Origin of the sequence: Salmonella sp. SAL00653 (assembly GCF_046552515.1) — a bacterium.
Taxonomy (GTDB): domain Bacteria; phylum Pseudomonadota; class Gammaproteobacteria; order Enterobacterales; family Enterobacteriaceae; genus Salmonella; species Salmonella enterica.
This window is the reverse complement of record NZ_JBGDTY010000014.1, coordinates 57,235-77,359: the sequence shown is the minus strand read 5'-3', so window position 1 is coordinate 77,359 and position 20,125 is coordinate 57,235. Positions and strand designations below refer to the sequence as shown.

The window sequence follows — 20,125 nt, the reverse complement described above, 5'->3', positions numbered from 1 at the left end:
GTTACCAATACGCCTTTAACTGCCTTAAATCAAAAATTGTCGCAGCAAGGTTAACTAAAATCCCTGTTCGTTAACAATTTTGCGTCTCAGACGTAACCCTCAGGATAAATTATGGAGCTGCTCTGCCCTGCCGGAAATCTCCCGGCGCTGAAGGCGGCCATCGAAAACGGCGCTGACGCCGTTTATATCGGGTTAAAAGACGATACCAATGCCCGTCATTTTGCCGGCCTTAACTTTACCGAAAAAAAATTGCAGGAAGCGGTGAGTTTTGTTCACCAGCATCGCCGCAAATTACACATCGCCATTAATACTTTTGCGCATCCGGACGGCTATGCCCGCTGGCAGCGCGCCGTGGATATGGCGGCGCAGCTTGGCGCCGACGCGTTGATTCTCGCCGACCTCGCTATGCTGGAATATGCCGCAGAGCGTTACCCGCATATTGAGCGCCATGTTTCCGTTCAGGCCTCGGCAACCAACGAAGAGGCGATTCGCTTTTATCACCGCAACTTTGATGTCCACCGTGTAGTACTGCCCCGTGTACTGTCGATTCACCAGGTAAAACAACTAGCCCGCGTCACGCCGGTGCCGCTAGAGGTATTCGCGTTTGGCAGCCTGTGCATTATGGCGGAAGGTCGCTGCTATCTTTCTTCCTACCTGACGGGGGAGTCGCCCAATACCGTCGGCGCCTGCTCTCCCGCCCGCTTTGTCCGTTGGCAGCAAACGCCGCAGGGGCTGGAATCGCGCCTGAATGATGTCCTGATTGACCGTTACCAGGATGGCGAAAACGCAGGCTACCCAACGCTGTGTAAAGGCCGCTATTTAGTGGACGGCGAGCGCTATCACGCGCTGGAGGAGCCAACCAGCCTGAACACGCTGGAACTGCTGCCGGAGCTCATGGCGGCGAACATCGCTTCGGTGAAAATCGAAGGCCGCCAGCGCAGCCCGGCCTACGTCAGCCAGGTGGCGAAAGTGTGGCGCCAGGCGATCGATCGCTGCAAAGCCGCCCCGCAAAACTTCGTTCCACAGCGCGACTGGATGGAGACGCTCGGCGCGATGTCCGAAGGCACCCAAACCACGCTTGGCGCATATCACCGTAAATGGCAGTGAGAGGAGCTATGAAATATTCCTTAGGACCGGTGCTTTATTACTGGCCGAAAGAGACGCTGGAAGATTTTTATCAGCAGGCCGCAAAAAGCAGCGCTGACGTCATTTATCTGGGCGAAGCGGTGTGCAGCAAGCGTCGCGCGACTAAAGTCGGCGACTGGCTGGAAATGGCGAAATCCCTCGCTGCCAGCGGTAAGCAGGTGGCGCTCTCCACCCTGGCGCTGGTACAGGCGTCATCTGAATTAAGCGAACTGAAACGCTATGTGGACAACGGCGATTTTCTGCTGGAAGCCAGCGATCTCGGCGTGGTGAATCTGTGCGCCGAGCGCAAACTGCCGTTTGTCGCTGGCCATGCGCTGAACTGCTACAACGCGGTCACGCTGCGCCGGTTGCTGAAAGAAGGCATGGTACGCTGGTGTATGCCAGTGGAGCTGTCTCGCGACTGGCTGGTGAATTTGCTTAATCAGTGCGATGAACTGGGCATCCGCAATCAGTTTGAAGTGGAAGTGTTGAGCTACGGCCATCTGCCGCTGGCCTACTCCGCTCGCTGCTTTACCGCCCGTTCGGAAGACCGTCCGAAAGATGAGTGCGAAACCTGCTGTATCAAGTATCCAAACGGTCGTGACGTGCTCTCGCAAGAGAATCAGCAGGTGTTTGTGCTTAACGGTATTCAGACCATGAGCGGCTATGTCTATAACCTTGGCAACGAACTGACGTCAATGCAGGGATTGGTCGATATCGTGCGCCTGTCGCCGTTGGGGACGGAGACATTTGCCATGCTTGATGCCTTTCGCGCTAACGAAAACGGCGGCGCACCATTACCGCTTGCCGCCCATAGCGACTGTAACGGCTACTGGAAGCGGCTGGCCGGGCTGGAGCTACAGGCCTAGCCGGATGGCGGCATAAATACCTTATCTGGCCTACAAATAGCGATCCCGTAGGCCTGATAAGCGCAGCGCTATCGGGTATTGTTTTTACCGTCAGTCTCATAAAGCTCACTTTGTTAACAACATTCGCTAATCTTTAATGCAGTATTAAAAGATTAACCGGTAACAAAGTGAGCCGTTATGACTGACAAAACTATTCCGTTCTCGGTGCTGGATCTGGCGCCGATCCCTGAAGGTTCTTCGGCAAAAGAAGCCTTCACGCACTCGCTTGATCTCGCACGGCTGGCTGAAAAGCGCGGTTATCACCGCTACTGGCTGGCGGAACATCACAACATGACCGGTATCGCCAGCGCGGCGACCTCGGTATTGATTGGCTATCTGGCGGCCAATACCACAACATTACATCTTGGCTCCGGCGGCGTGATGCTGCCTAACCATTCACCGCTGGTGATTGCCGAGCAGTTCGGCACGCTGAATACGCTCTATCCGGGACGTATCGACTTAGGGTTGGGACGCGCGCCGGGTAGCGATCAGCCGACGATGCGCGCGCTACGTCGCCATATGAGCGGCGATATCGATAACTTTCCACGCGATGTCGCAGAGCTGGTGGACTGGTTCGACGCTCGCGACCCTAATCCGCATGTGCGCCCGGTGCCCGGCTACGGCGAGCAGGTCCCGGTCTGGCTGCTGGGCTCCAGCTTGTATAGCGCACAGTTGGCGGCCCAGCTTGGCCTGCCGTTCGCCTTTGCTTCGCATTTCGCGCCGGATATGTTGTTCCAGGCGCTGCATCTGTACCGTACCCAGTTCAAACCTTCAGCGCGGCTGGAAAAACCGTACGCGATGGTGTGTATCAATATTATCGCCGCCGACAGCAACCGCGACGCCGAATTCCTGTTTACCTCCATGCAGCAGGCTTTCGTGAAGCTACGCCGTGGGGAAACCGGCCAACTGCCGCCGCCGATTGAGAATATGGAGACCTTCTGGTCGCCATCCGAGCAGTATGGCGTGCAGCAGGCGCTGAGTATGTCGCTGGTCGGTGATAAAGCGAAAGTCCGCCACGGGCTGGAATCCATCCTGCGGGAGACCCAGGTGGATGAAATTATGGTAAACGGGCAGATTTTCGACCACCAGGCACGCCTGCATTCGTTTGATTTAGCGATGGATGTTAAGGAAGAGTTGTTGGGCTGATTTTATAACGCCGATTTTCAACGGTGATGGTTGGCAATCGGCGATTTTTTTCGAAGTAATCATAGCCGGGCTTCAACATACGCCAGAAATTATATTCCGGCCATGCTTGCGCCTGGCGCATATTTTCGTCATTCATCGTAAATGGGAAGATATGGACAGGCACGCTCTTCTGCCCGCTGTTTAGCGCCTGCGCCACCAGTTGATAAATCTCTTCAATACCGGCATCGGTCATGGCATAGCAACCGGCCGAAACGCAGTTCCCGTGAACCATAATGAAATCACCGGTGTAGCCATTTGCCCGATCGTAAGCATTCGGGTAGCCAATATTAAATGCCAGATGATAGCGGCTGTTTGGGTTAAGCAACCCTTTGTTGGTGGCATAAAAGCCTTCCGGGCTTTTACCGTCTCCCTGTTTATGTTTTGGCCCTAAGCCACCAGACCATGCGCATATAGTCCAGGTTTTGTAGAGTTTGTAAGGCTTGTTATTGGCGCTTGCCCACAGTTCCAGCTTATCTTCCGCTTTCAGAATGCGGATAAATAACTGGTCGCCGGGGTGAATGATTTTTAAAGACGATGCGACAGGTTTTTCCACTGGCAGGTAAACGTCTTCATCGTACGGAGTGAGCCAGAAAAATTTTAAAATAAAAGCGATAAACAGGCTCAATAATACAATAGCGAGTAGTCCTTTACGCCCCATTTTCGTATTCCGCTTATTCTGAACCAGTTCAAGTATATATTTTCCTATGATATGAAATAGAGGAAAGGTCCAGTTCTGTACTTTTATAAAATAGTAATCGTTTTATCATGGCCGAACAGGGATATGAATAAATCGACTTATTACCAGAGAAAATCATCATGAGTGAACCTGCTTCCTTTTTTCTTCATGCACATATTACCGAGAGTAACCTCAAGAAATTTTTCCATTCACCGGCAACAAATATTAAAGACTATGACGACTGGTTGCCATGGTTTACTGAGGAGCAAAGGTTGTACGGCGATCCTGCAAAAATGCTTAACAATCTTGCCACATGTAATTCTGGTGAAAGTGAAAAGAATATTTATGCTGAACATATCAACTTTAATAAAGAAACACAGATAGTCACGATGGATCACATATTTCTCTCAGAGAGCTATGAAATCTTCATGCCACTCATGGCCTGTGTGCGGGGAATCGAGAAATTTATTACGCCAGGGGAAAATAATTTTGCGCTAATTTATTATTACTGGTGGGGTTCGGAGATCGCCATCGCGCTCGAATTTGACGCCAATGGTAGCAGAATAACGGCAAATCCTAAGGCAGAAAATTTAACTATCGCCGATGCTTTTTTCGATGAACACGGGGAAGCACTCGCCGAAGAACTTTATAATAAACAGGGTTTTATTTGATACCATTTCGCGGACTTGTGAAATATTGCCGGATGAAAACAGCTCATCCGGCTCGTTCAATTACTGGTACACCGGCAACAAATTAAAGCTCGATAAAATATGCACCAGTGCGTTCCCGACGCCAAATAGCAGAATCAGTACAATCATCGGTTTACCGCCCCAGACGCGGAATTTCGGGCTACCAAAGCGCTTGCGAGATTTACGCGCCAACAGCGCAGGCACAATGGCCGCCCAGATAGTTGCAGCTAAACCTGCATAACCAATGGCATACAGAAAACCGTTCGGGTACAGCAGGCCACCGACAATCGGCGGTACGAAGGTCAGCAGCGCCGTTTTAAAACGCCCCATTGCCGAGTCGTCAAAACCAAACAGATCCGCCAGATAGTCAAACAGCCCCAGCGTCACGCCGAGGAAGGAACTGGCGACCGCAAAGTTAGAGAACACCACCAGCAGCAGATCCAGGCTGCGGCTGTTCAGCACGCCGCTCAACGCCTGTACCAGCACATCAATATTGCCGCCTTTCTGCGCAATGCCGATAAATTCCGGACGCGGGATGTTGCCCATCGTCCCCAGCAGCCAGACGGAATAGAGCGCCAGCGCCAGTAACGTCCCATAAATCAGGCATTTCACGATGGTACGCGGATCTTTGCCGTAATATTTCATCAGGCTCGGTACGTTACCGTGATAACCAAAAGAGGCCAGACAAAATGGCAGCGTCATCAGCAGGTACGGCGTATATGACGCGTGGCTTTCAGCCACGTTAAACAACGTGGCAGGCTGAACGTGCCCCAACAGGCTGCCGAAGGTCAGGAAGAAAGTAATCACTTTCGCGCCCAGCACAATCGCCGTCATCCGGCTGACCGCCTTCGTACTCAGCCACACGACAAACGCCACCAGCAGCGCAAAGGCAAAACCTGCCGCTCGCGCCGGAACGTTCAGCGACATCTCAGCAAAGGTATGATGCAGAATTGAGCCGCTCGCCGAGATATAGGCGTAAGTCAGGATGTAGAGCACAAAGGCAATAGAAATGCCGTTGACCACGTTCCAGCCTTTCCCCAACAGATCTTTGGTGATGGTGTCGAAACTCGAACCAATGCGGTAGTTAAGGTTGGCTTCGAGAATCATCAGCCCGGAGTGCAGCATACAAAACCAGGTAAAGACCAGCGCCGCCATCGACCAGAAGAACCACGCCCCGGACATGACCACCGGCAGGGAGAACATCCCCGCGCCAATGATGGTGCCGCCGATAATCACCACGCCGCCAAGCAGCGAAGGTGACGTTTGGGTGGTGGTAAGTGCTGCCATTCAGCTCTCTCTCCAGTCATTTATAGTGTGACTATCTCTCAATACGCTGCACTGTACCAGTACACGAGTACAAAAGAAATAAAAAAAGCCCCGATTGTGACGATCGGGGCTGTATATTTTACTTTACGCTGTGAATGCGCAGGTCAGCGTGAGTTACGCATCACCGCCGAAACGACGGCGACCGGTAGAGTCATCACGACGCGGACCACGGCTTTCACGACGTTCGCCGCTGAAGCGACGACCATCACCACGACCACCTTCACGACGTTCGCCGCTGAAATTACGACCGCCTTCACGACGTTCGCCACTGAAGCTACGACCACCGCCGCGACGTTCGCCGCCCGCGTGCGGAACCGCATCACCCAACAGCTGCATATTCATCGGCTTGTTCAGAATGCGGGTACGCGTGAAGTGCTGGAGCACTTCGCCCGGCATACCTTTCGGCAGCTCGATGGTGGAGTGAGACGCGAACAGCTTAATGTTGCCAATGTAACGGCTGCTGATGTCGCCTTCGTTAGCGATAGCGCCCACGATATGACGAACTTCAACGCCGTCATCACGGCCCACTTCAATGCGGTATAACTGCATATCGCCAACGTCACGACGTTCACGACGCGGACGTTCTTCACGATCGCCACGCGGGCCACGGTCATTACGATCGCGCGGACCACGGTCGTCACGGTCACGGAATTCACGCTTAGGACGCATCGGCGCATCCGGCGGCAGGATCAGCGGACGCTCGCCCTGCGCCATTTTCAGCAGTGCGGCAGCCAGCGTTTCGAGATCCAGCTCTTCGCCTTCAGCAGACGGCTGGATTTTCGCCAGCAGCGCACGGTACTGATCCAGATCGCTGCTTTCCAGTTGCTGTTGAACTTTCGCGGCGAATTTTTCCAGACGGCGTTTACCCAGCAGTTCTGCGTTCGGCAGTTCCACTTCCGGAATGGTCAGCTTCATGGTGCGTTCGATGTTGCGCAGCAGACGACGCTCGCGGTTCTCAACGAACAGCAGCGCGCGACCGGCGCGACCCGCACGGCCGGTACGACCGATACGGTGAACGTAGGACTCGGAGTCCATCGGGATATCGTAGTTCACCACCAGGCTGATACGTTCAACGTCCAGACCACGTGCCGCAACGTCGGTAGCGATCAGGATGTCCAGACGACCATCTTTCAGGCGTTCCAGAGTCTGCTCACGCAGCGCCTGGTTCATATCGCCATTCAACGCGGCGCTGTTGTAGCCGCTACGTTCCAGCGCTTCTGCTACTTCCAGGGTCGCGTTTTTGGTACGTACGAAGATAATCGCCGCATCAAAGTCTTCCGCTTCCAGGAAACGCACCAGCGCTTCGTTTTTACGCATACCCCAGACAGTCCAGTAGCTCTGGCTGATGTCAGGACGGGTAGTCACGCTGGACTGAATGCGCACTTCCTGCGGCTCTTTCATAAAGCGGCGGGTAATGCGACGAATCGCTTCCGGCATGGTGGCGGAGAACAGAGCGGTCTGATGACCTTCCGGGATCTGCGCCATAATAGTTTCAACGTCTTCGATGAAGCCCATACGCAGCATTTCGTCGGCTTCATCCAGCACCAGACCACTCAGTTTAGAGAGGTCGAGGGTGCCGCGTTTTAAGTGATCAAGCAGACGTCCCGGCGTACCGACAACGATCTGCGGACCCTGACGCAGGGCGCGTAACTGCACGTCATAACGCTGACCGCCGTACAGGGCAACCACGTTTACGCCGCGCATGTGTTTAGAGAAATCCGTCATGGCTTCGGCAACCTGTACCGCCAGTTCGCGGGTTGGCGCCAGCACCAGAATCTGAGGTGCCTTCAGCTCAGGATCAAGATTGTTGAGCAGCGGTAAAGAGAACGCTGCGGTTTTGCCGCTACCGGTCTGGGCCATGCCCAGCACGTCGCGACCGCCCAGCAGATGCGGAATGCACTCTGCCTGGATTGGAGATGGTTTTTCGTAACCCAGATCGGTAAGGGCTTCAAGGATAGGAGCCTTCAGCCCCAGATCTGCAAAAGTGGTTTCGAATTCAGCCATGTAGTACGTGTGCCTCAAAATTAATGGCGGCCAGTCTACATAACTCATCATGAAATTGATCTGCAATTTTCATTGAAAAGTGTGAACCGGCTCAAAGTAGGTGTATTAACGAACAACAACGCCCTCACCCGCGAAGGTGATGGCAATCAAAAAGATTACGGGCTGATATGTTCGTCAGCTATTGCTGGTCCGATTCTGCCAGGTCATCTTGGTCCTGGCCCAGGAGCGATAATTCCAACAATGCGTATCGGTGCTCAACAAAGTTATGAACGTTGTTGGCCACCGCCAGTTTGAACAGAGCCGTGGCGCTGTCCAAATCCCCCAGACTTAGGTAATACTTACCTAAATAGAAGTTGGTTTCACTGAGATGCTCAGCGAGCGAGGTGTTATCCGTTGCGTCCGCCTTGAGCCTTTCCATCAGCGTTGCTTCGCTAATGTCGCCCAGGTAGAACTCGACAATGTTCCATCCCCATTGCTCTTTATCCGATTTTTCGAAGCGTGCTTTTAACGCTTCTTTCGCCTGCTTCTCATTAAGCTTCTGCTCAACAAGATACAGCCACAGGCTGCGGTAAGGATCATTGGGATCGTCTTGATAAAACGCCAGCAGATCATCTTGCGCTAACTTATCACGGCCGCCGTAATACAATGCGATACCGCGGTTTAAGTGCGCGTAGTTGTAAGTTGGATCAAGCTCTAGTACAGAATCAAACGCTTCATAGGCAGCATCAAAATTGCCTGCCTGCGTTAAATAAATGCCTAAGTAATTGAATACTTCAGGCATATCCGGTCTGATTGCCAGCGCTTGTGAAAAATCATTTCGCGCTAATGCCCTCAAACCGAGACTATCATACAACACTCCGCGCTCATATAAAAGCTGTGCGCGTTCGTCATCGGTTAAAGCCCGACTGGCAAGAATCTGTTCCATACGCGCCAGAATCACTTCCTGCTGTAAAGTCGGTTGCAATGGTACTGCGAGGACTTCACTTTTACGCCAGGCGGAATTACTGCATCCTGCAAGCGTAAGTGCTGTCGCAACGAAACACCAGCGCAAAAAAGGCTTCATTTCCCACTCCCGAAGACAACGATTGAATGAACGTCCTGTTCCCCGGTGGCTCAACAAGGCGTCCAGCCAGGTCTAAAGCCCTCCGCACTGCGGAGGGCAAAAGGCTACCTTACTCGGCCTGTTCGCTCGCCGGAGCTTCCGGCGCAGCCGCAGGTTGAGACTGCTCGGTTGCTTCTTTAATGCTCAGACGTACACGGCCCTGGCGGTCAACTTCCAGAACCTTAACCGGGACTTCCTGACCCATCTGCAGATAATCGGTCACTTTCTCTACACGCTTATCCGCGATTTGAGAGATGTGAACCAGACCTTCTTTACCGCCGCCGATGGCAACAAACGCGCCAAAGTCAACGATACGGGTCACTTTACCATTGTAGATACGGCCGACTTCGATCTCTGCGGTGATCTCTTCGATACGACGGATAGCGTATTTCGCTTTTTCACCGTCGGTCGCCGCGATCTTCACAGTACCGTCATCTTCAATTTCGATGGTGGTGCCGGTCTCTTCAGTCAGCGCGCGGATCACAGAACCGCCTTTACCGATCACGTCTTTGATCTTGTCCGTGCTGATCTTGATGGTATGGATACGCGGCGCAAATTCAGAGATATCGCCGCGCGGCGCGTTGATCGCCTGTTCCATCACGCCCAGGATGTGCAGACGCGCACCTTTAGCCTGGTTCAACGCAACCTGCATGATCTCTTTGGTGATACCTTCAATTTTGATATCCATCTGCAGCGCAGAGATACCGTCGCGGGAACCCGCCACTTTGAAGTCCATATCGCCCAGGTGATCTTCGTCGCCCAGAATGTCAGACAGTACAACGTAGTTGTCGCCTTCTTTCACCAGACCCATAGCGATACCTGCTACGGCGGCTTTAATTGGCACGCCAGCGTCCATCAGCGCCAGAGAAGCGCCGCACACGGAAGCCATAGAAGAAGAACCGTTGGATTCGGTGATTTCAGACACCACGCGAACGGTGTACGGGAATTTATCCATGTCCGGCATCACTGCCAGCACGCCGCGCTTCGCCAGACGACCGTGACCAATTTCACGACGCTTCGGAGAACCGACCATGCCGGTTTCGCCTACGGAGTACGGAGGGAAGTTGTAGTGGAACAGGAAGCTGTCAGTACGCTCGCCCATCAGTTCATCAAGCACCTGCGCGTCACGGGCAGTACCCAGAGTTGCGGTAACCAGCGCCTGCGTTTCACCACGGGTAAACAGAGCGGAACCGTGAGTACGCGGCAGTACGCCAGTGCGCACGTCCAGACCACGGATCATGTCTTTTTCACGGCCATCAATACGCGGCTCGCCTGCCAGTACGCGGCTACGCACCACGTTTTTCTCGATAGCGTGCAGGATTTCGCCCAGCTCGTTAGCATCCAGAGTTTCATCTTCTGCAATAAGCTGCTCGATGGTTTCGGATTTGATTACGTCAACCTGAGCATAGCGCTCTTGTTTATCGGTGATGCGGTACGCGTCGCTCAGACGAGATTCAGCCAGCGCAGCAACACGCGCGTTCAACGCGTCGTTGACGGCTTCCGGCTGCCAGTCCCAACGCGGTTTACCGGCTTCTTTCACCAGATCGTTGATCGCCTGGATAACAACCTGCTGCTGCTCGTGACCGAATACCACCGCGCCCAGCATAGTGTCTTCGCTCAGCAGTTCAGCTTCGGATTCCACCATCAGCACAGCCGCTTCGGTACCGGCAACCACCAGGTCCAGCTTGCTTTCTTTCAGCTCGTCCTGGGTCGGGTTCAGCACGTACTGGTCATTGATGTAACCTACGCGCGCCGCGCCGATTGGGCCGTTGAACGGAATGCCGGACAGCGACAGCGCAGCGGATGCGCCGATCATCGCCACGATATCCGGGTTAACCTGCGGGTTAACGGAAACGACGGTCGCGATAACCTGCACTTCGTTAACGAAGCCTTCCGGGAACAGCGGACGAACCGGGCGGTCAATCAGACGCGCGATCAGGGTTTCGCCTTCGCTTGGACGGCCTTCACGACGGAAGAAGCTGCCCGGGATACGACCAGCAGCGTAGGTACGCTCCTGATAGTTAACGGTCAGTGGGAAGAAGTCCTGGCCTGGCTTGGCTTTTTTCTGGCCGACAACGGTAACGAATACGGCGGTGTCATCCATGCTTACCATAACAGCGGCAGTGGCCTGACGCGCCATCATGCCAGTTTCCAGCGTAACGGTATGCTGACCGTACTGGAATTTACGAACGATCGGATTAAGCAAAATAATATCCTTTCCAATTTTTGACGGCATAATACGCGCCGTCTTTAATACCCGATCTTCTGCGCATCCTCGCGACTAATGACAACCCTAACCCTGATATGGGTAAAGCCTCTCATTAGCCGCGCGAACCTCTGCAACGGAAGATCATTCATAGCAACAATACATTAGTTTCCAGCGAATTGCTGCCATCTGCTGGAAAAAAGGGGCCATGAAGGCCCCCTCTTTCTGAAACTCGAAAGAATTAGCGACGCAGACCCAGACGCTCAATCAGCGCGGTGTAGCGTGCAACATCTTTACGTTTCAGGTAGTCGAGCAGTTTACGACGCTGAGAAACCATACGCAGCAGACCACGACGGCTGTGGTGATCTTTTTTATGCTCTGCAAAGTGACCCTGCAGGTGGTTAATCTGTGCAGTCAACAGAGCAACCTGAACATCGGTAGAACCGGTGTCGTTTGCGTCACGACCGAACTCAGAAACGATTTTAGCTGTAGCTTCAGTACTTAGAGACATTTTAAAACTCCAAAGTATTTAAGAATGAGAGGACGCCGATCTCTAATTCAGCGATCCCAGTGTACGCCGCGTAAACTGTTAAATAATTTACGCGACGTTAAGCGGCGGTATTCTACTCGCAGCGCTCTCTTATCGCAAGACGAAGCGACATTACGCTGGGTACTCTACTACCAGCCGACGAGGCGCGACACGGCCTTCGTCGTCAATTTCGCCCATACCGATAAATTTATCGTCTTCACCTTCCGTCACACGAACCAGTCCCTTCAACGGCGCGCCCGTGGTACGAACCGGGTTGCCATTTTTGAAGTATACCGAAGATGTTAACGGCAGATTAACAACAGGATAGTCCGAAGCTGGACTGTCCATTGGCATCAATAATGGATCGAGCAACTGCGCCGCCGGAACGCCCTGCTGTTCCGCCTGTGCTACCAGCGTCTGCAAATGCTCCAGCGTCACCATACGATCCACCGGATACTTGCTGACCGTCAGACGACGCAGGTACGTTACGTGCGCGCCACAGCCCAGTTTCTCACCTAAATCATCAATAATGGTACGAATATAGGTGCCTTTGGAGCAATGAACTTCCAGCTCCAGCTCGTTACCTTCATGGCGAATAAACAGCAGCTCATAGACGGTAATCGGGCGGGCTTCGCGCGGCACTTCGATACCCTGGCGGGCATATTCGTACAGTTTCTTGCCCTGATACTTCAGCGCCGAATACATCGAGGGAATCTGTTCGATATCCCCACGAAAGGTCTCCAGCGCGCTCGCAAGCTGCTCAGCGCTGAAAGTCACCGGACGCTCCTGCACGATTTGACCATCGGCGTCAGAGGTATCCGTGCGCTGCCCCAGACGGGCAATAACACGATAGCGTTTGTCAGAATCCAGCAGGTACTGCGAAAATTTTGTCGCTTCGCCGAGGCAAATCGGCAACATGCCGGTCGCCAGCGGGTCCAGCGCGCCGGTATGCCCGGCGCGGTTGGCATTGTAGATGCGCTTAACTTTCTGCAGCACGTCATTGCTGGACATACCCTGCGGCTTATCCAGCAGCAGAACGCCGTGAATGTCGCGGCCACGACGACGAGGACGACTCATCAGTCCTCCTTGCTGTCGTCCGGGTTCACACGACGTTCTTCGTCATGCTTCACCACGTTAGTCACCAGGTTGGACATACGCATCCCTTCCACCAGCGAGTTGTCGTAGAAGAAGGTCAGTTCCGGTACGATGCGCAGACGCATCGCTTTACCCAGCAAGCTGCGGATGAAACCAGACGCTTCCTGCAGGGCCTTAATGCCGTTTTTCACAGCCGCTTCGTCCTGATCGTTGAGGAACGTCACGAATACTTTGGCGTATGCCAGATCGCGGGACATTTCAACACCCGATACGGTGGTCATCATACCTACACGTGGATCTTTGATTTCGCGTTGCAGGATGAGCGCGATCTCTTTCTGCATCTCTTGCGCTACGCGCTGAGGGCGACCAAATTCTTTCGCCATAATAAATTCTCCAGAATAAAGACAAAAAAGGGGCCATAAGCCCCTTTTTAAATTTCTTGCCGGGTGGCGCTTCGCTTACCCGGCCTACGCCTAATCATCTTCTAAGGATTTTGGATTGCAACAAGGCGGCAAGCTCGTAAATCCCCGGGAGCATAGATAACTATGTGACCGGGGTGAGCGAGCGCAGCCAACGCCGTTGCGGCCCAAAAGACGACGAAGATTAAGCGATGGTACGTTGGATCTCGATAATCTCGAACACTTCAATCATATCGCCAACGCGAACGTCGTTGTAGTTCTTCACGCCGATACCACATTCCATGCCGTTACGGACTTCGTTAACGTCATCTTTGAAGCGGCGCAGGGATTCCAGCTCGCCTTCATAGATAACCACGTTGTCGCGCAGAACGCGGATTGGGTTATGGCGTTTAATCGTACCTTCGGTAACCATACAGCCCGCGATCGCGCCGAATTTCGGCGATTTGAACACATCGCGCACTTCAGCCAGACCGATGATCTGCTGTTTCAGTTCCGGAGACAGCATGCCGCTCATCGCCGCTTTCACTTCGTCGATCAGGTTATAGATGACGGAGTAGTAACGCAGATCCAGGCTTTCAGATTCGATCACTTTACGCGCAGAAGCATCAGCACGAACGTTGAAGCCCACCAGAATCGCGTTGGACGCCGCAGCCAGGGTCGCGTCGGTTTCGGTGATACCACCTACGCCAGAACCGATGATCTTCACTTTCACTTCGTCGGTAGACAGTTTCAGCAAGGAGTCGGAAATCGCTTCCACGGAACCCTGTACGTCGGCCTTCAGCACGATGTTCACTTCGTGAACTTCGCCTTCGGTCATGTTGGCGAACATGTTCTCGAGTTTAGATTTCTGCTGACGCGCCAGTTTCACTTCACGGAATTTACCCTGACGATACAGAGCAACTTCACGCGCTTTCTTCTCGTCACGAACGACGGTCACTTCGTCACCGGCAGCCGGAACGCCGGACAGGCCGAGGATTTCCACCGGAATGGACGGACCCGCTTCCAGCACTTCCTGACCCAGTTCGTTACGCATCGCACGCACGCGGCCGTATTCGAAGCCACACAGTACGATATCGCCCTTATGCAGCGTACCTTCACGAACCAGCACGGTAGCAACCGGACCACGACCTTTATCCAGGAAGGATTCGATCACCGCACCGCTCGCCATACCTTTACGTACCGCTTTCAGTTCCAGAACTTCGGCCTGCAGCAGGATAGCGTCCAGCAGTTCGTCGATACCGGTACCTGCTTTCGCAGACACGTGAACGAACTGGCTCTCGCCGCCCCACTCTTCCGGCAGAATGCCGTACTGGGACAGTTCGTTCTTAACGCGATCCGGATCGGCTTCCGGCTTATCGATTTTGTTCACCGCAACCACGACCGGCACACCTGCCGCTTTCGCGTGCTGGATAGCTTCGATAGTCTGCGGCATCACGCCGTCGTCTGCCGCAACCACCAGAACCACGATATCCGTTGCCTGCGCACCACGAGCACGCATGGAAGTAAACGCGGCGTGGCCCGGGGTGTCCAGGAAGGTGATCATCCCGTTGTCAGTTTCAACGTGGTAAGCACCGATGTGCTGGGTAATGCCGCCCGCTTCGCCAGAGGCTACTTTCGTGGAACGAATGTAGTCCAGCAGAGAGGTTTTACCGTGGTCAACGTGGCCCATGATGGTCACAACCGGTGCGCGCGGTTCAGCCGCAGCGCCGGTATCACGGTCGCTCATTACCGCTTCTTCCAGTTCGTTTTCACGACGCAGGATAACTTTGTGGCCCATCTCTTCGGCAACCAGCTGTGCGGTTTCCTGGTCGATGACCTGGTTGATGGTGGCCATGGCGCCCAGCTTCATCATCGCTTTGATGACCTGAGAGCCTTTCACCGCCATCTTGTTCGCCAGTTCGCCAACGGTGATGGTTTCACCGATCACCACGTCACGGTTAACGGCCTGAGCGGGCTTCTGGAAGCCTTGCTGTAAAGAAGACCCTTTACGCTTGCCGCCTTTACCGCAGCGAACCGCAGCACGCGCTTCTTCGCGATCGGCTTTGGATTCGGCATGTTTGCCTTTTTTCGCCGGACGCGCTGCTTTTGCATTACGGCCACGACCACGACCGCCTTCTACTTCACGATCGTTTTCGTCTTCGGCCTGGCGAGCGTGCTGAGAAGTGGTGACATGATAGTCACTGGTGTCTTCTACTGGCTCAGGCGTTGCGGTCCATTTGTTTTCTTCCGCCATGCGGCGAGCTTCTTCTGCTACACGACGCGCTTCTTCTTCGAGTTTGCGACGTGCTTCTTCTTCCGCTTTACGCTTCAGCTCTGCAGCTTCATTCTCACGGCGGGCTTTTTCGGCCTGGGCGGTTTTGGTCATATCGTCAGTCTGTTGATTGCTCACTTTGTCTTTTTCCGCAGCTTCACGTTTCGCTTTTTCAGCGGCTTCACGCTTAGCTTGTTCTGCGGCCTCGCGTTCAGCTTTTTGTTGCGCCTCGCGTTTGGCCTGTTCTTCTGCCTCACGACGGGCTTGCTCTTCCGCTTCACGCTGCGCCTGCTCTTCCGCGGCCAGGCGTTCAGCCTCTTGCGGATCGCGTTTCACAAAGGTGCGCTTCTTGCGGACTTCGATTTGTACCGATTTACTTTTTCCACCGGTACCTGGAATATTCAGGGTGCTGCGCGTTTTACGCTGCAGCGTCAGTTTATCGGGACCAGAAACCGCTTCGCGGTTCAGGTGCGCCAGTAAAGTCTGTTTTTCTTGTGCGGACACAGAGTCGTCAGCAGATTTCCGGATACCTGCATCAGCAAACTGCTGTACCAGGCGATCCACGGAAACCTGTCTCTCTGCGGCCAGCGCTTTTAGGGTTACATCTGTCATGCTGTTCCTTCCTGCTACAGTTTATTACGCTTCGTCGCCGAACCAGCAAATATTACGGGCAGCCATAATCAGCTCACCGGCTTTTTCGTCGGTCAACCCTTCGATATCAGCCAGATCATCAATGCCCTGGTCGGCGAGATCTTCCAGCGTACAAACACCACGAGCCGCCAGTTTGAAAGCCATATCGCGATCTAATCCTTCCAGATTCAGCAGATCGTCAGCCGGTTTGTTATCACCGAGGCTTGCTTCCTGGTCCTGCGCCAGAGTGGCCAGTGCGTTTTTAGCACGCTCGCGCAGTGCTTCAACGGTCGGCTCATCAAGGCCGTCAATTTCCAGCAGTTCTTTCATTGGCACATAGGCCAGTTCCTCGAGCGTGGAGAAACCTTCTTCTACCAGAACGGTCGCGAACTCTTCATCAATATCAAGATATTTAGTAAAAATCTCGATAGCGGCATGTGCTTCAGCCTGATGTTTAGCCTGCAAGTCATCAACGGTCATTACGTTGAGTTCCCAGCCGCTCAATTGCGAAGCCAGGCGGACGTTCTGACCATTACGTCCGATCGCCTGCGCCAGATTACCGGCTTCAACGGCGATATCCATGGTATGTTTATCTTCGTCCACCACGATAGACGCGACGTCTGCCGGCGCCATCGCATTAATGACGAACTGCGCCGGGTTATCATCCCACAGCACGATATCAATACGCTCACCGCCCAGTTCGGTAGAGACCGCCTGAACGCGCGCGCCGCGCATCCCCACGCAAGCGCCGACCGGATCGATACGTTTATCGTTGGTTTTCACTGCGATTTTCGCACGAGAACCCGGATCGCGAGCCGCCGCTTTAATTTCAATCACTTCTTCGCCGATTTCCGGCACTTCGATGCGGAACAGTTCGATCAGCATTTCCGGCTTGGAACGGGTGACGAACAGCTGCGCGCCACGCGCTTCCGGTCGAACAGCATACAGCACGCCGCGAATACGGTCGCCAGGGCGGAAGTTTTCGCGCGGCAGCATATCTTCACGCAGAATCACCGCTTCAGCGTTACCGGCCATCCCTTCGGATTTAATTTCCAGAGAGATATTGTCGCGGTTCACTTTCTTCACCACGCCAGTGACAATTTCGCCTTCCTGGTCGCGGAACTGATCGACAACCATCGCGCGTTCAGCTTCACGGACCTTCTGTACGATAACCTGTTTCGCAGTCTGCGTGGTGATACGGTCAAAGGTGACAGATTCAATCTGATCTTCAACATAGTCGCCGACATTCAGGCTTTCGTCTTCAAAACGCGCCGCTTCCAGCGTAATTTCCTTCGTCGGCATGGTCACTTCTTCAACGATCAACCAACGGCGGAAAGTATCAAAATCACCGCTTTTACGATCGATTTCTACACGAACATCGATCTCCTGCTCATATTTTTTCTTTGTTGCTGTCGCCAGCGCACTTTCCAGCGCTTCAAAAATTTTTTCGCGTGGCAGCGCTTTTTCGTTGGAGACGGCTTCAACAACAGCCAAAATTTCTTTGTTCATCGCGGGCTTTTCACCTCATCCAGACTGTTAAAAGTGGGGAACCAGGTTCGCCTTCTGGATATTACTCAGCGCGAACACTTCATCTTTGCCTTCGACTGTGACGGTAATCATTTCACCGTCCACCGCTTTGATAATGCCCTGCCACTTGCGACGGTTCTGTACCGCCATGCGAAGAACCAGCGCGACTTCTTCACCCTGGAAACGCGCATAATGATCGGCAGTGAACATAGGACGGTCGAGACCCGGTGACGAGACTTCAAGGTTGTAAGCCACGGAGATAGGATCTTCAACGTCCAGCACCGCGCTTACCTGGTGGCTCACATCAGCACAATCATCAACATTGATGCCATCTTCACTATCAATATAGATGCGCAGTGTGGATGTGCGACCGCGAATAAATTCGATGCCGACCAGCTCGTAGCCTAAGGCTTCAACTGGCGCTGTAATCATCTCTGTTAATTTTTGCTCTAATGTGGACAAGCCCACCCCCAAGACATAAAAAAAGGGCCTAAAGCCCAGTTATTCTGTAGTCAGATAACAAAAAACCCCGATAAATCGGGGCTTTAGATAACTGAACCCTATAACCGCAACGGCGGTCTGGTGTACCTTCCGAAAGAATTTTTTTCAAATCCAGCTACGAAGGACATAATCTTCACAGTATATTTGAAAAAGAACTCTAAGGGAAAGTGGTTGCGGGGGCCGGATTTGAACCGACGACCTTCGGGTTATGAGCCCGACGAGCTACCAGGCTGCTCCACCCCGCGCCTGAAACGTGGCAAATTCTACTCGTTTTGGGTAAAAAATGCAAATACTGCTGGGATTTGGTACCGAGGACGGGACGTAAAATCTGCGCACAGTATAGTGACCAGGCATGAGTTATGTCAACCCTATTCCCAATATGCAGATGAATGAATACCACTCTTCGTTATACTCATCCCACCTCTCCGGCTTATACATGCATTTCACAACGTTATTTCAGTAAACCTTCACTAAACGCTTCCTGTCTCTGCTAAAAGATGATTAAATGAAAACTCATTTATTTTGCATAAAAATGCACTAAAGCAGAAACCGATCTCATTATCAGTCAATCAAGCAGGGTTCTATTCTATGACGACGATTCTTAAGCATCTTCCAGCAGGTCAACGTATTGGTATCGCTTTTTCCGGCGGTCTGGACACCAGCGCCGCGCTGCTGTGGATGCGACAAAAAGGAGCTGTCCCATATGCTTATACTGCGAATCTGGGACAACCGGATGAGGATGACTATGACGCCATTCCTCGTCGCGCAATGGAGTATGGCGCAGAGAATGCTCGCCTGATTGATTGCCGCAAGCAGTTGGTTGCAGAAGGGATCGCAGCGATTCAGTGCGGCGCTTTCCATAATACGACTGGCGGACTGACCTATTTCAATACCACGCCTCTGGGCCGTGCCGTAACCGGCACGATGCTGGTCGCCGCGATGAAAGAAGACGGCGTGAATATCTGGGGCGACGGCAGTACCTATAAAGGCAACGATATTGAACGTTTCTATCGTTACGGCCTGCTGACGAATGCTGAATTACAGATTTACAAACCGTGGCTGGATACCGACTTTATCGATGAGCTGGGTGGTCGCCATGAGATGTCTGAATTTATGATTGCCTGCGGTTTCGACTATAAAATGTCCGTTGAAAAAGCCTACTCCACCGACTCCAACATGCTCGGCGCCACGCATGAAGCGAAAGATCTGGAGTTTCTTAACTCCAGCGTCAAGATCGTCAACCCGATTATGGGCGTGAAGTTCTGGGACGAGAGCGTGAAGATCCCGGCAGAAGAGGTGACCGTCCGCTTCGAACAGGGTCACCCTGTTGCCCTGAACGGTAAAACCTTCAGCGATGATGTTGAGATGATGCTGGAAGCAAACCGCATCGGCGGCCGTCACGGCCTGGGCATGAGCGACCAAATTGAAAACCGAATCATTGAAGCAAAAAGCCGCGGTATTTATGAAGCCCCCGGAATGGCGCTGCTGCACATCGCTTACGAGCGTCTGTTGACCGGTATTCACAACGAAGACACCATTGAACAGTATCATTCTCATGGTCGTCGGCTGGGTAAACTGCTGTATCAGGGCCGCTGGTTCGACTCGCAGGCGCTGATGCTGCGTGACGGCCTGCAACGTTGGGTCGCCAGCCAGATTACCGGTGAAGTGACGTTGGAGCTGCGTCGCGGCAACGACTACTCCATCCTGAACACCGTGTCCGACAACCTGACCTATAAGGCTGAGCGTCTGACCATGGAGAAAGGCGAGTCCGTATTCTCACCGGACGATCGTATCGGTCAGTTGACCATGCGTAATCTGGACATTACCGATACCCGCGAGAAACTGTTCGGCTACGCGAAAGCGGGTCTGTTAACCGCCTCTTCCGCGACCGGTCTGCCGCAGGTTGAGAATCTGGAAAACAAAGCGAAGTAAACATTTATCATTTTAAGGCC

Annotated in this window: 17 protein-coding genes and 1 tRNA gene; 5 read left to right on the top strand and 13 right to left on the bottom strand. The window is 53.3% G+C overall.

Going from position 1 to position 20,125, the window contains the following annotated elements; translation table 11 throughout:
* Positions 1–111: 111 nt before the first annotated feature.
* The 3 genes from ACLJRU_RS16375 to ACLJRU_RS16365 all read left to right on the top strand — a co-directional run bounded on the left by ACLJRU_RS16375 (position 112) and on the right by ACLJRU_RS16365 (position 3,179).
* Positions 112–1,107 (top strand): peptidase U32 family protein, encoded by a 996-nt coding sequence (locus tag ACLJRU_RS16375; RefSeq protein WP_000421309.1) that lies wholly within the window; start codon positions 112–114, stop codon positions 1,105–1,107.
* Complete coding sequence (locus ACLJRU_RS16370; protein ID WP_001540959.1) at positions 1,098–1,994, top strand: U32 family peptidase; 897 nt, start codon at positions 1,098–1,100, stop codon at positions 1,992–1,994. The genes ACLJRU_RS16375 and ACLJRU_RS16370 overlap by 10 nt, the downstream gene beginning before the upstream one ends.
* A 177-nt stretch (positions 1,995–2,171) precedes the next feature.
* Positions 2,172–3,179: a luciferase-like monooxygenase gene (locus ACLJRU_RS16365; protein WP_187790660.1), complete on the top strand. Its 1,008-nt coding sequence runs from the start codon at positions 2,172–2,174 to the stop codon at positions 3,177–3,179.
* Here ACLJRU_RS16365 and ACLJRU_RS16360 read toward each other — a convergent pair.
* Positions 3,157–3,876, bottom strand: a complete 720-nt coding sequence (locus tag ACLJRU_RS16360; RefSeq protein ID WP_000532745.1) for a murein L,D-transpeptidase family protein — start codon at positions 3,874–3,876, stop codon at positions 3,157–3,159. The two genes, ACLJRU_RS16365 and ACLJRU_RS16360, sit on opposite strands and share 23 nt — an antisense overlap.
* 158 nt (positions 3,877–4,034) lie before the next feature.
* On the opposite strand from ACLJRU_RS16360, the gene ACLJRU_RS16355 reads away from it, so the two are divergent.
* On the top strand, positions 4,035–4,565 hold the full coding sequence (locus tag ACLJRU_RS16355; protein ID WP_001294027.1) for a hypothetical protein: 531 nt from the start codon (positions 4,035–4,037) through the stop codon (positions 4,563–4,565).
* Positions 4,566–4,625: 60 nt separating this feature from the next.
* On the opposite strand, the gene mtr is transcribed toward ACLJRU_RS16355, so the two are convergent.
* The 12 genes from mtr to ACLJRU_RS16295 form a co-directional block, all read right to left on the bottom strand.
* Entirely contained in the window at positions 4,626–5,870 is a 1,245-nt protein-coding gene (gene mtr / locus ACLJRU_RS16350; RefSeq protein WP_001540960.1) for a tryptophan permease, read from the bottom strand.
* A gap of 153 nt (positions 5,871–6,023) precedes the next feature.
* Positions 6,024–7,913 (bottom strand): ATP-dependent RNA helicase DeaD, encoded by a 1,890-nt coding sequence (gene deaD / locus ACLJRU_RS16345; protein WP_000807248.1) that lies wholly within the window; start codon positions 7,911–7,913, stop codon positions 6,024–6,026.
* Positions 7,906–7,986, bottom strand: coding sequence for a protein YrbN (gene yrbN, locus ACLJRU_RS16340; protein ID WP_010723222.1), 81 nt, complete (start codon positions 7,984–7,986; stop codon positions 7,906–7,908). The genes deaD and yrbN overlap by 8 nt, the downstream gene beginning before the upstream one ends.
* Before the next feature lie 105 nt (positions 7,987–8,091).
* On the bottom strand, positions 8,092–8,976 hold the full coding sequence (gene nlpI, locus ACLJRU_RS16335; protein ID WP_000802069.1) for a lipoprotein NlpI: 885 nt from the start codon (positions 8,974–8,976) through the stop codon (positions 8,092–8,094).
* A 109-nt stretch (positions 8,977–9,085) separates the two neighbouring features.
* Complete coding sequence (gene pnp, locus ACLJRU_RS16330) at positions 9,086–11,221, bottom strand: polyribonucleotide nucleotidyltransferase (RefSeq protein WP_001670767.1); 2,136 nt, start codon at positions 11,219–11,221, stop codon at positions 9,086–9,088.
* A gap of 241 nt (positions 11,222–11,462) precedes the next feature.
* Positions 11,463–11,732 (bottom strand): 30S ribosomal protein S15, encoded by a 270-nt coding sequence (rpsO, locus tag ACLJRU_RS16325; protein WP_000059465.1) that lies wholly within the window; start codon positions 11,730–11,732, stop codon positions 11,463–11,465.
* 150 nt (positions 11,733–11,882) lie between these two features.
* Positions 11,883–12,827 (bottom strand): tRNA pseudouridine(55) synthase TruB, encoded by a 945-nt coding sequence (gene truB / locus ACLJRU_RS16320; protein ID WP_000089674.1) that lies wholly within the window; start codon positions 12,825–12,827, stop codon positions 11,883–11,885.
* On the bottom strand, positions 12,827–13,228 hold the full coding sequence (gene rbfA / locus ACLJRU_RS16315) for a 30S ribosome-binding factor RbfA (RefSeq protein WP_001040208.1): 402 nt from the start codon (positions 13,226–13,228) through the stop codon (positions 12,827–12,829). The genes truB and rbfA overlap by 1 nt, the downstream gene beginning before the upstream one ends.
* A gap of 220 nt (positions 13,229–13,448) precedes the next feature.
* Positions 13,449–16,127 (bottom strand): translation initiation factor IF-2, encoded by a 2,679-nt coding sequence (infB, locus tag ACLJRU_RS16310; protein WP_001540961.1) that lies wholly within the window; start codon positions 16,125–16,127, stop codon positions 13,449–13,451.
* A 24-nt stretch (positions 16,128–16,151) separates the two neighbouring features.
* Positions 16,152–17,654: a transcription termination factor NusA gene (gene nusA / locus ACLJRU_RS16305; protein WP_001031038.1), complete on the bottom strand. Its 1,503-nt coding sequence runs from the start codon at positions 17,652–17,654 to the stop codon at positions 16,152–16,154.
* 27 nt (positions 17,655–17,681) lie between these two features.
* Positions 17,682–18,134 carry a ribosome maturation factor RimP gene (gene rimP, locus ACLJRU_RS16300; protein ID WP_000105461.1) on the bottom strand — a complete coding sequence of 151 codons (453 nt, stop codon included), beginning with the start codon at positions 18,132–18,134 and terminating at the stop codon, positions 17,682–17,684.
* Between the two features lie 207 nt (positions 18,135–18,341).
* Positions 18,342–18,418, bottom strand: a tRNA-Met gene (locus ACLJRU_RS16295).
* Positions 18,419–18,761: 343 nt separating this feature from the next.
* Between ACLJRU_RS16295 and argG the strand changes: the two genes are divergently transcribed.
* Positions 18,762–20,105, top strand: a complete 1,344-nt coding sequence (argG, locus tag ACLJRU_RS16290) for an argininosuccinate synthase (RefSeq protein WP_023235315.1) — start codon at positions 18,762–18,764, stop codon at positions 20,103–20,105.
* Positions 20,106–20,125 lie beyond the last annotated feature (20 nt).

Excerpts from the sequence above, each read along its gene's own strand:
- ACLJRU_RS16375 (WP_000421309.1), top strand. The coding sequence starts at position 112 with ATGGAGCTGCTCTGCCCTGCCGGAAATCTCCCGGCGCTGAAGGCGGCC.
- ACLJRU_RS16370 (WP_001540959.1), top strand. The coding sequence starts at position 1,098 with ATGGCAGTGAGAGGAGCTATGAAATATTCCTTAGGACCGGTGCTTTAT.
- ACLJRU_RS16365 (WP_187790660.1), top strand. The coding sequence starts at position 2,172 with ATGACTGACAAAACTATTCCGTTCTCGGTGCTGGATCTGGCGCCGATC.
- ACLJRU_RS16360 (WP_000532745.1), bottom strand. The coding sequence starts at position 3,876 with ATGGGGCGTAAAGGACTACTCGCTATTGTATTATTGAGCCTGTTTATC.
- ACLJRU_RS16355 (WP_001294027.1), top strand. The coding sequence starts at position 4,035 with ATGAGTGAACCTGCTTCCTTTTTTCTTCATGCACATATTACCGAGAGT.
- mtr (WP_001540960.1), bottom strand. The coding sequence starts at position 5,870 with ATGGCAGCACTTACCACCACCCAAACGTCACCTTCGCTGCTTGGCGGC.
- deaD (WP_000807248.1), bottom strand. The coding sequence starts at position 7,913 with ATGGCTGAATTCGAAACCACTTTTGCAGATCTGGGGCTGAAGGCTCCT.
- yrbN (WP_010723222.1), bottom strand. The coding sequence starts at position 7,986 with ATGAAAATTGCAGATCAATTTCATGATGAGTTATGTAGACTGGCCGCC.
- nlpI (WP_000802069.1), bottom strand. The coding sequence starts at position 8,976 with ATGAAGCCTTTTTTGCGCTGGTGTTTCGTTGCGACAGCACTTACGCTT.
- rpsO (WP_000059465.1), bottom strand. The coding sequence starts at position 11,732 with ATGTCTCTAAGTACTGAAGCTACAGCTAAAATCGTTTCTGAGTTCGGT.
- truB (WP_000089674.1), bottom strand. The coding sequence starts at position 12,827 with ATGAGTCGTCCTCGTCGTCGTGGCCGCGACATTCACGGCGTTCTGCTG.
- rbfA (WP_001040208.1), bottom strand. The coding sequence starts at position 13,228 with ATGGCGAAAGAATTTGGTCGCCCTCAGCGCGTAGCGCAAGAGATGCAG.
- infB (WP_001540961.1), bottom strand. The coding sequence starts at position 16,127 with ATGACAGATGTAACCCTAAAAGCGCTGGCCGCAGAGAGACAGGTTTCC.
- nusA (WP_001031038.1), bottom strand. The coding sequence starts at position 17,654 with ATGAACAAAGAAATTTTGGCTGTTGTTGAAGCCGTCTCCAACGAAAAA.
- argG (WP_023235315.1), top strand. The coding sequence starts at position 18,762 with ATGACGACGATTCTTAAGCATCTTCCAGCAGGTCAACGTATTGGTATC.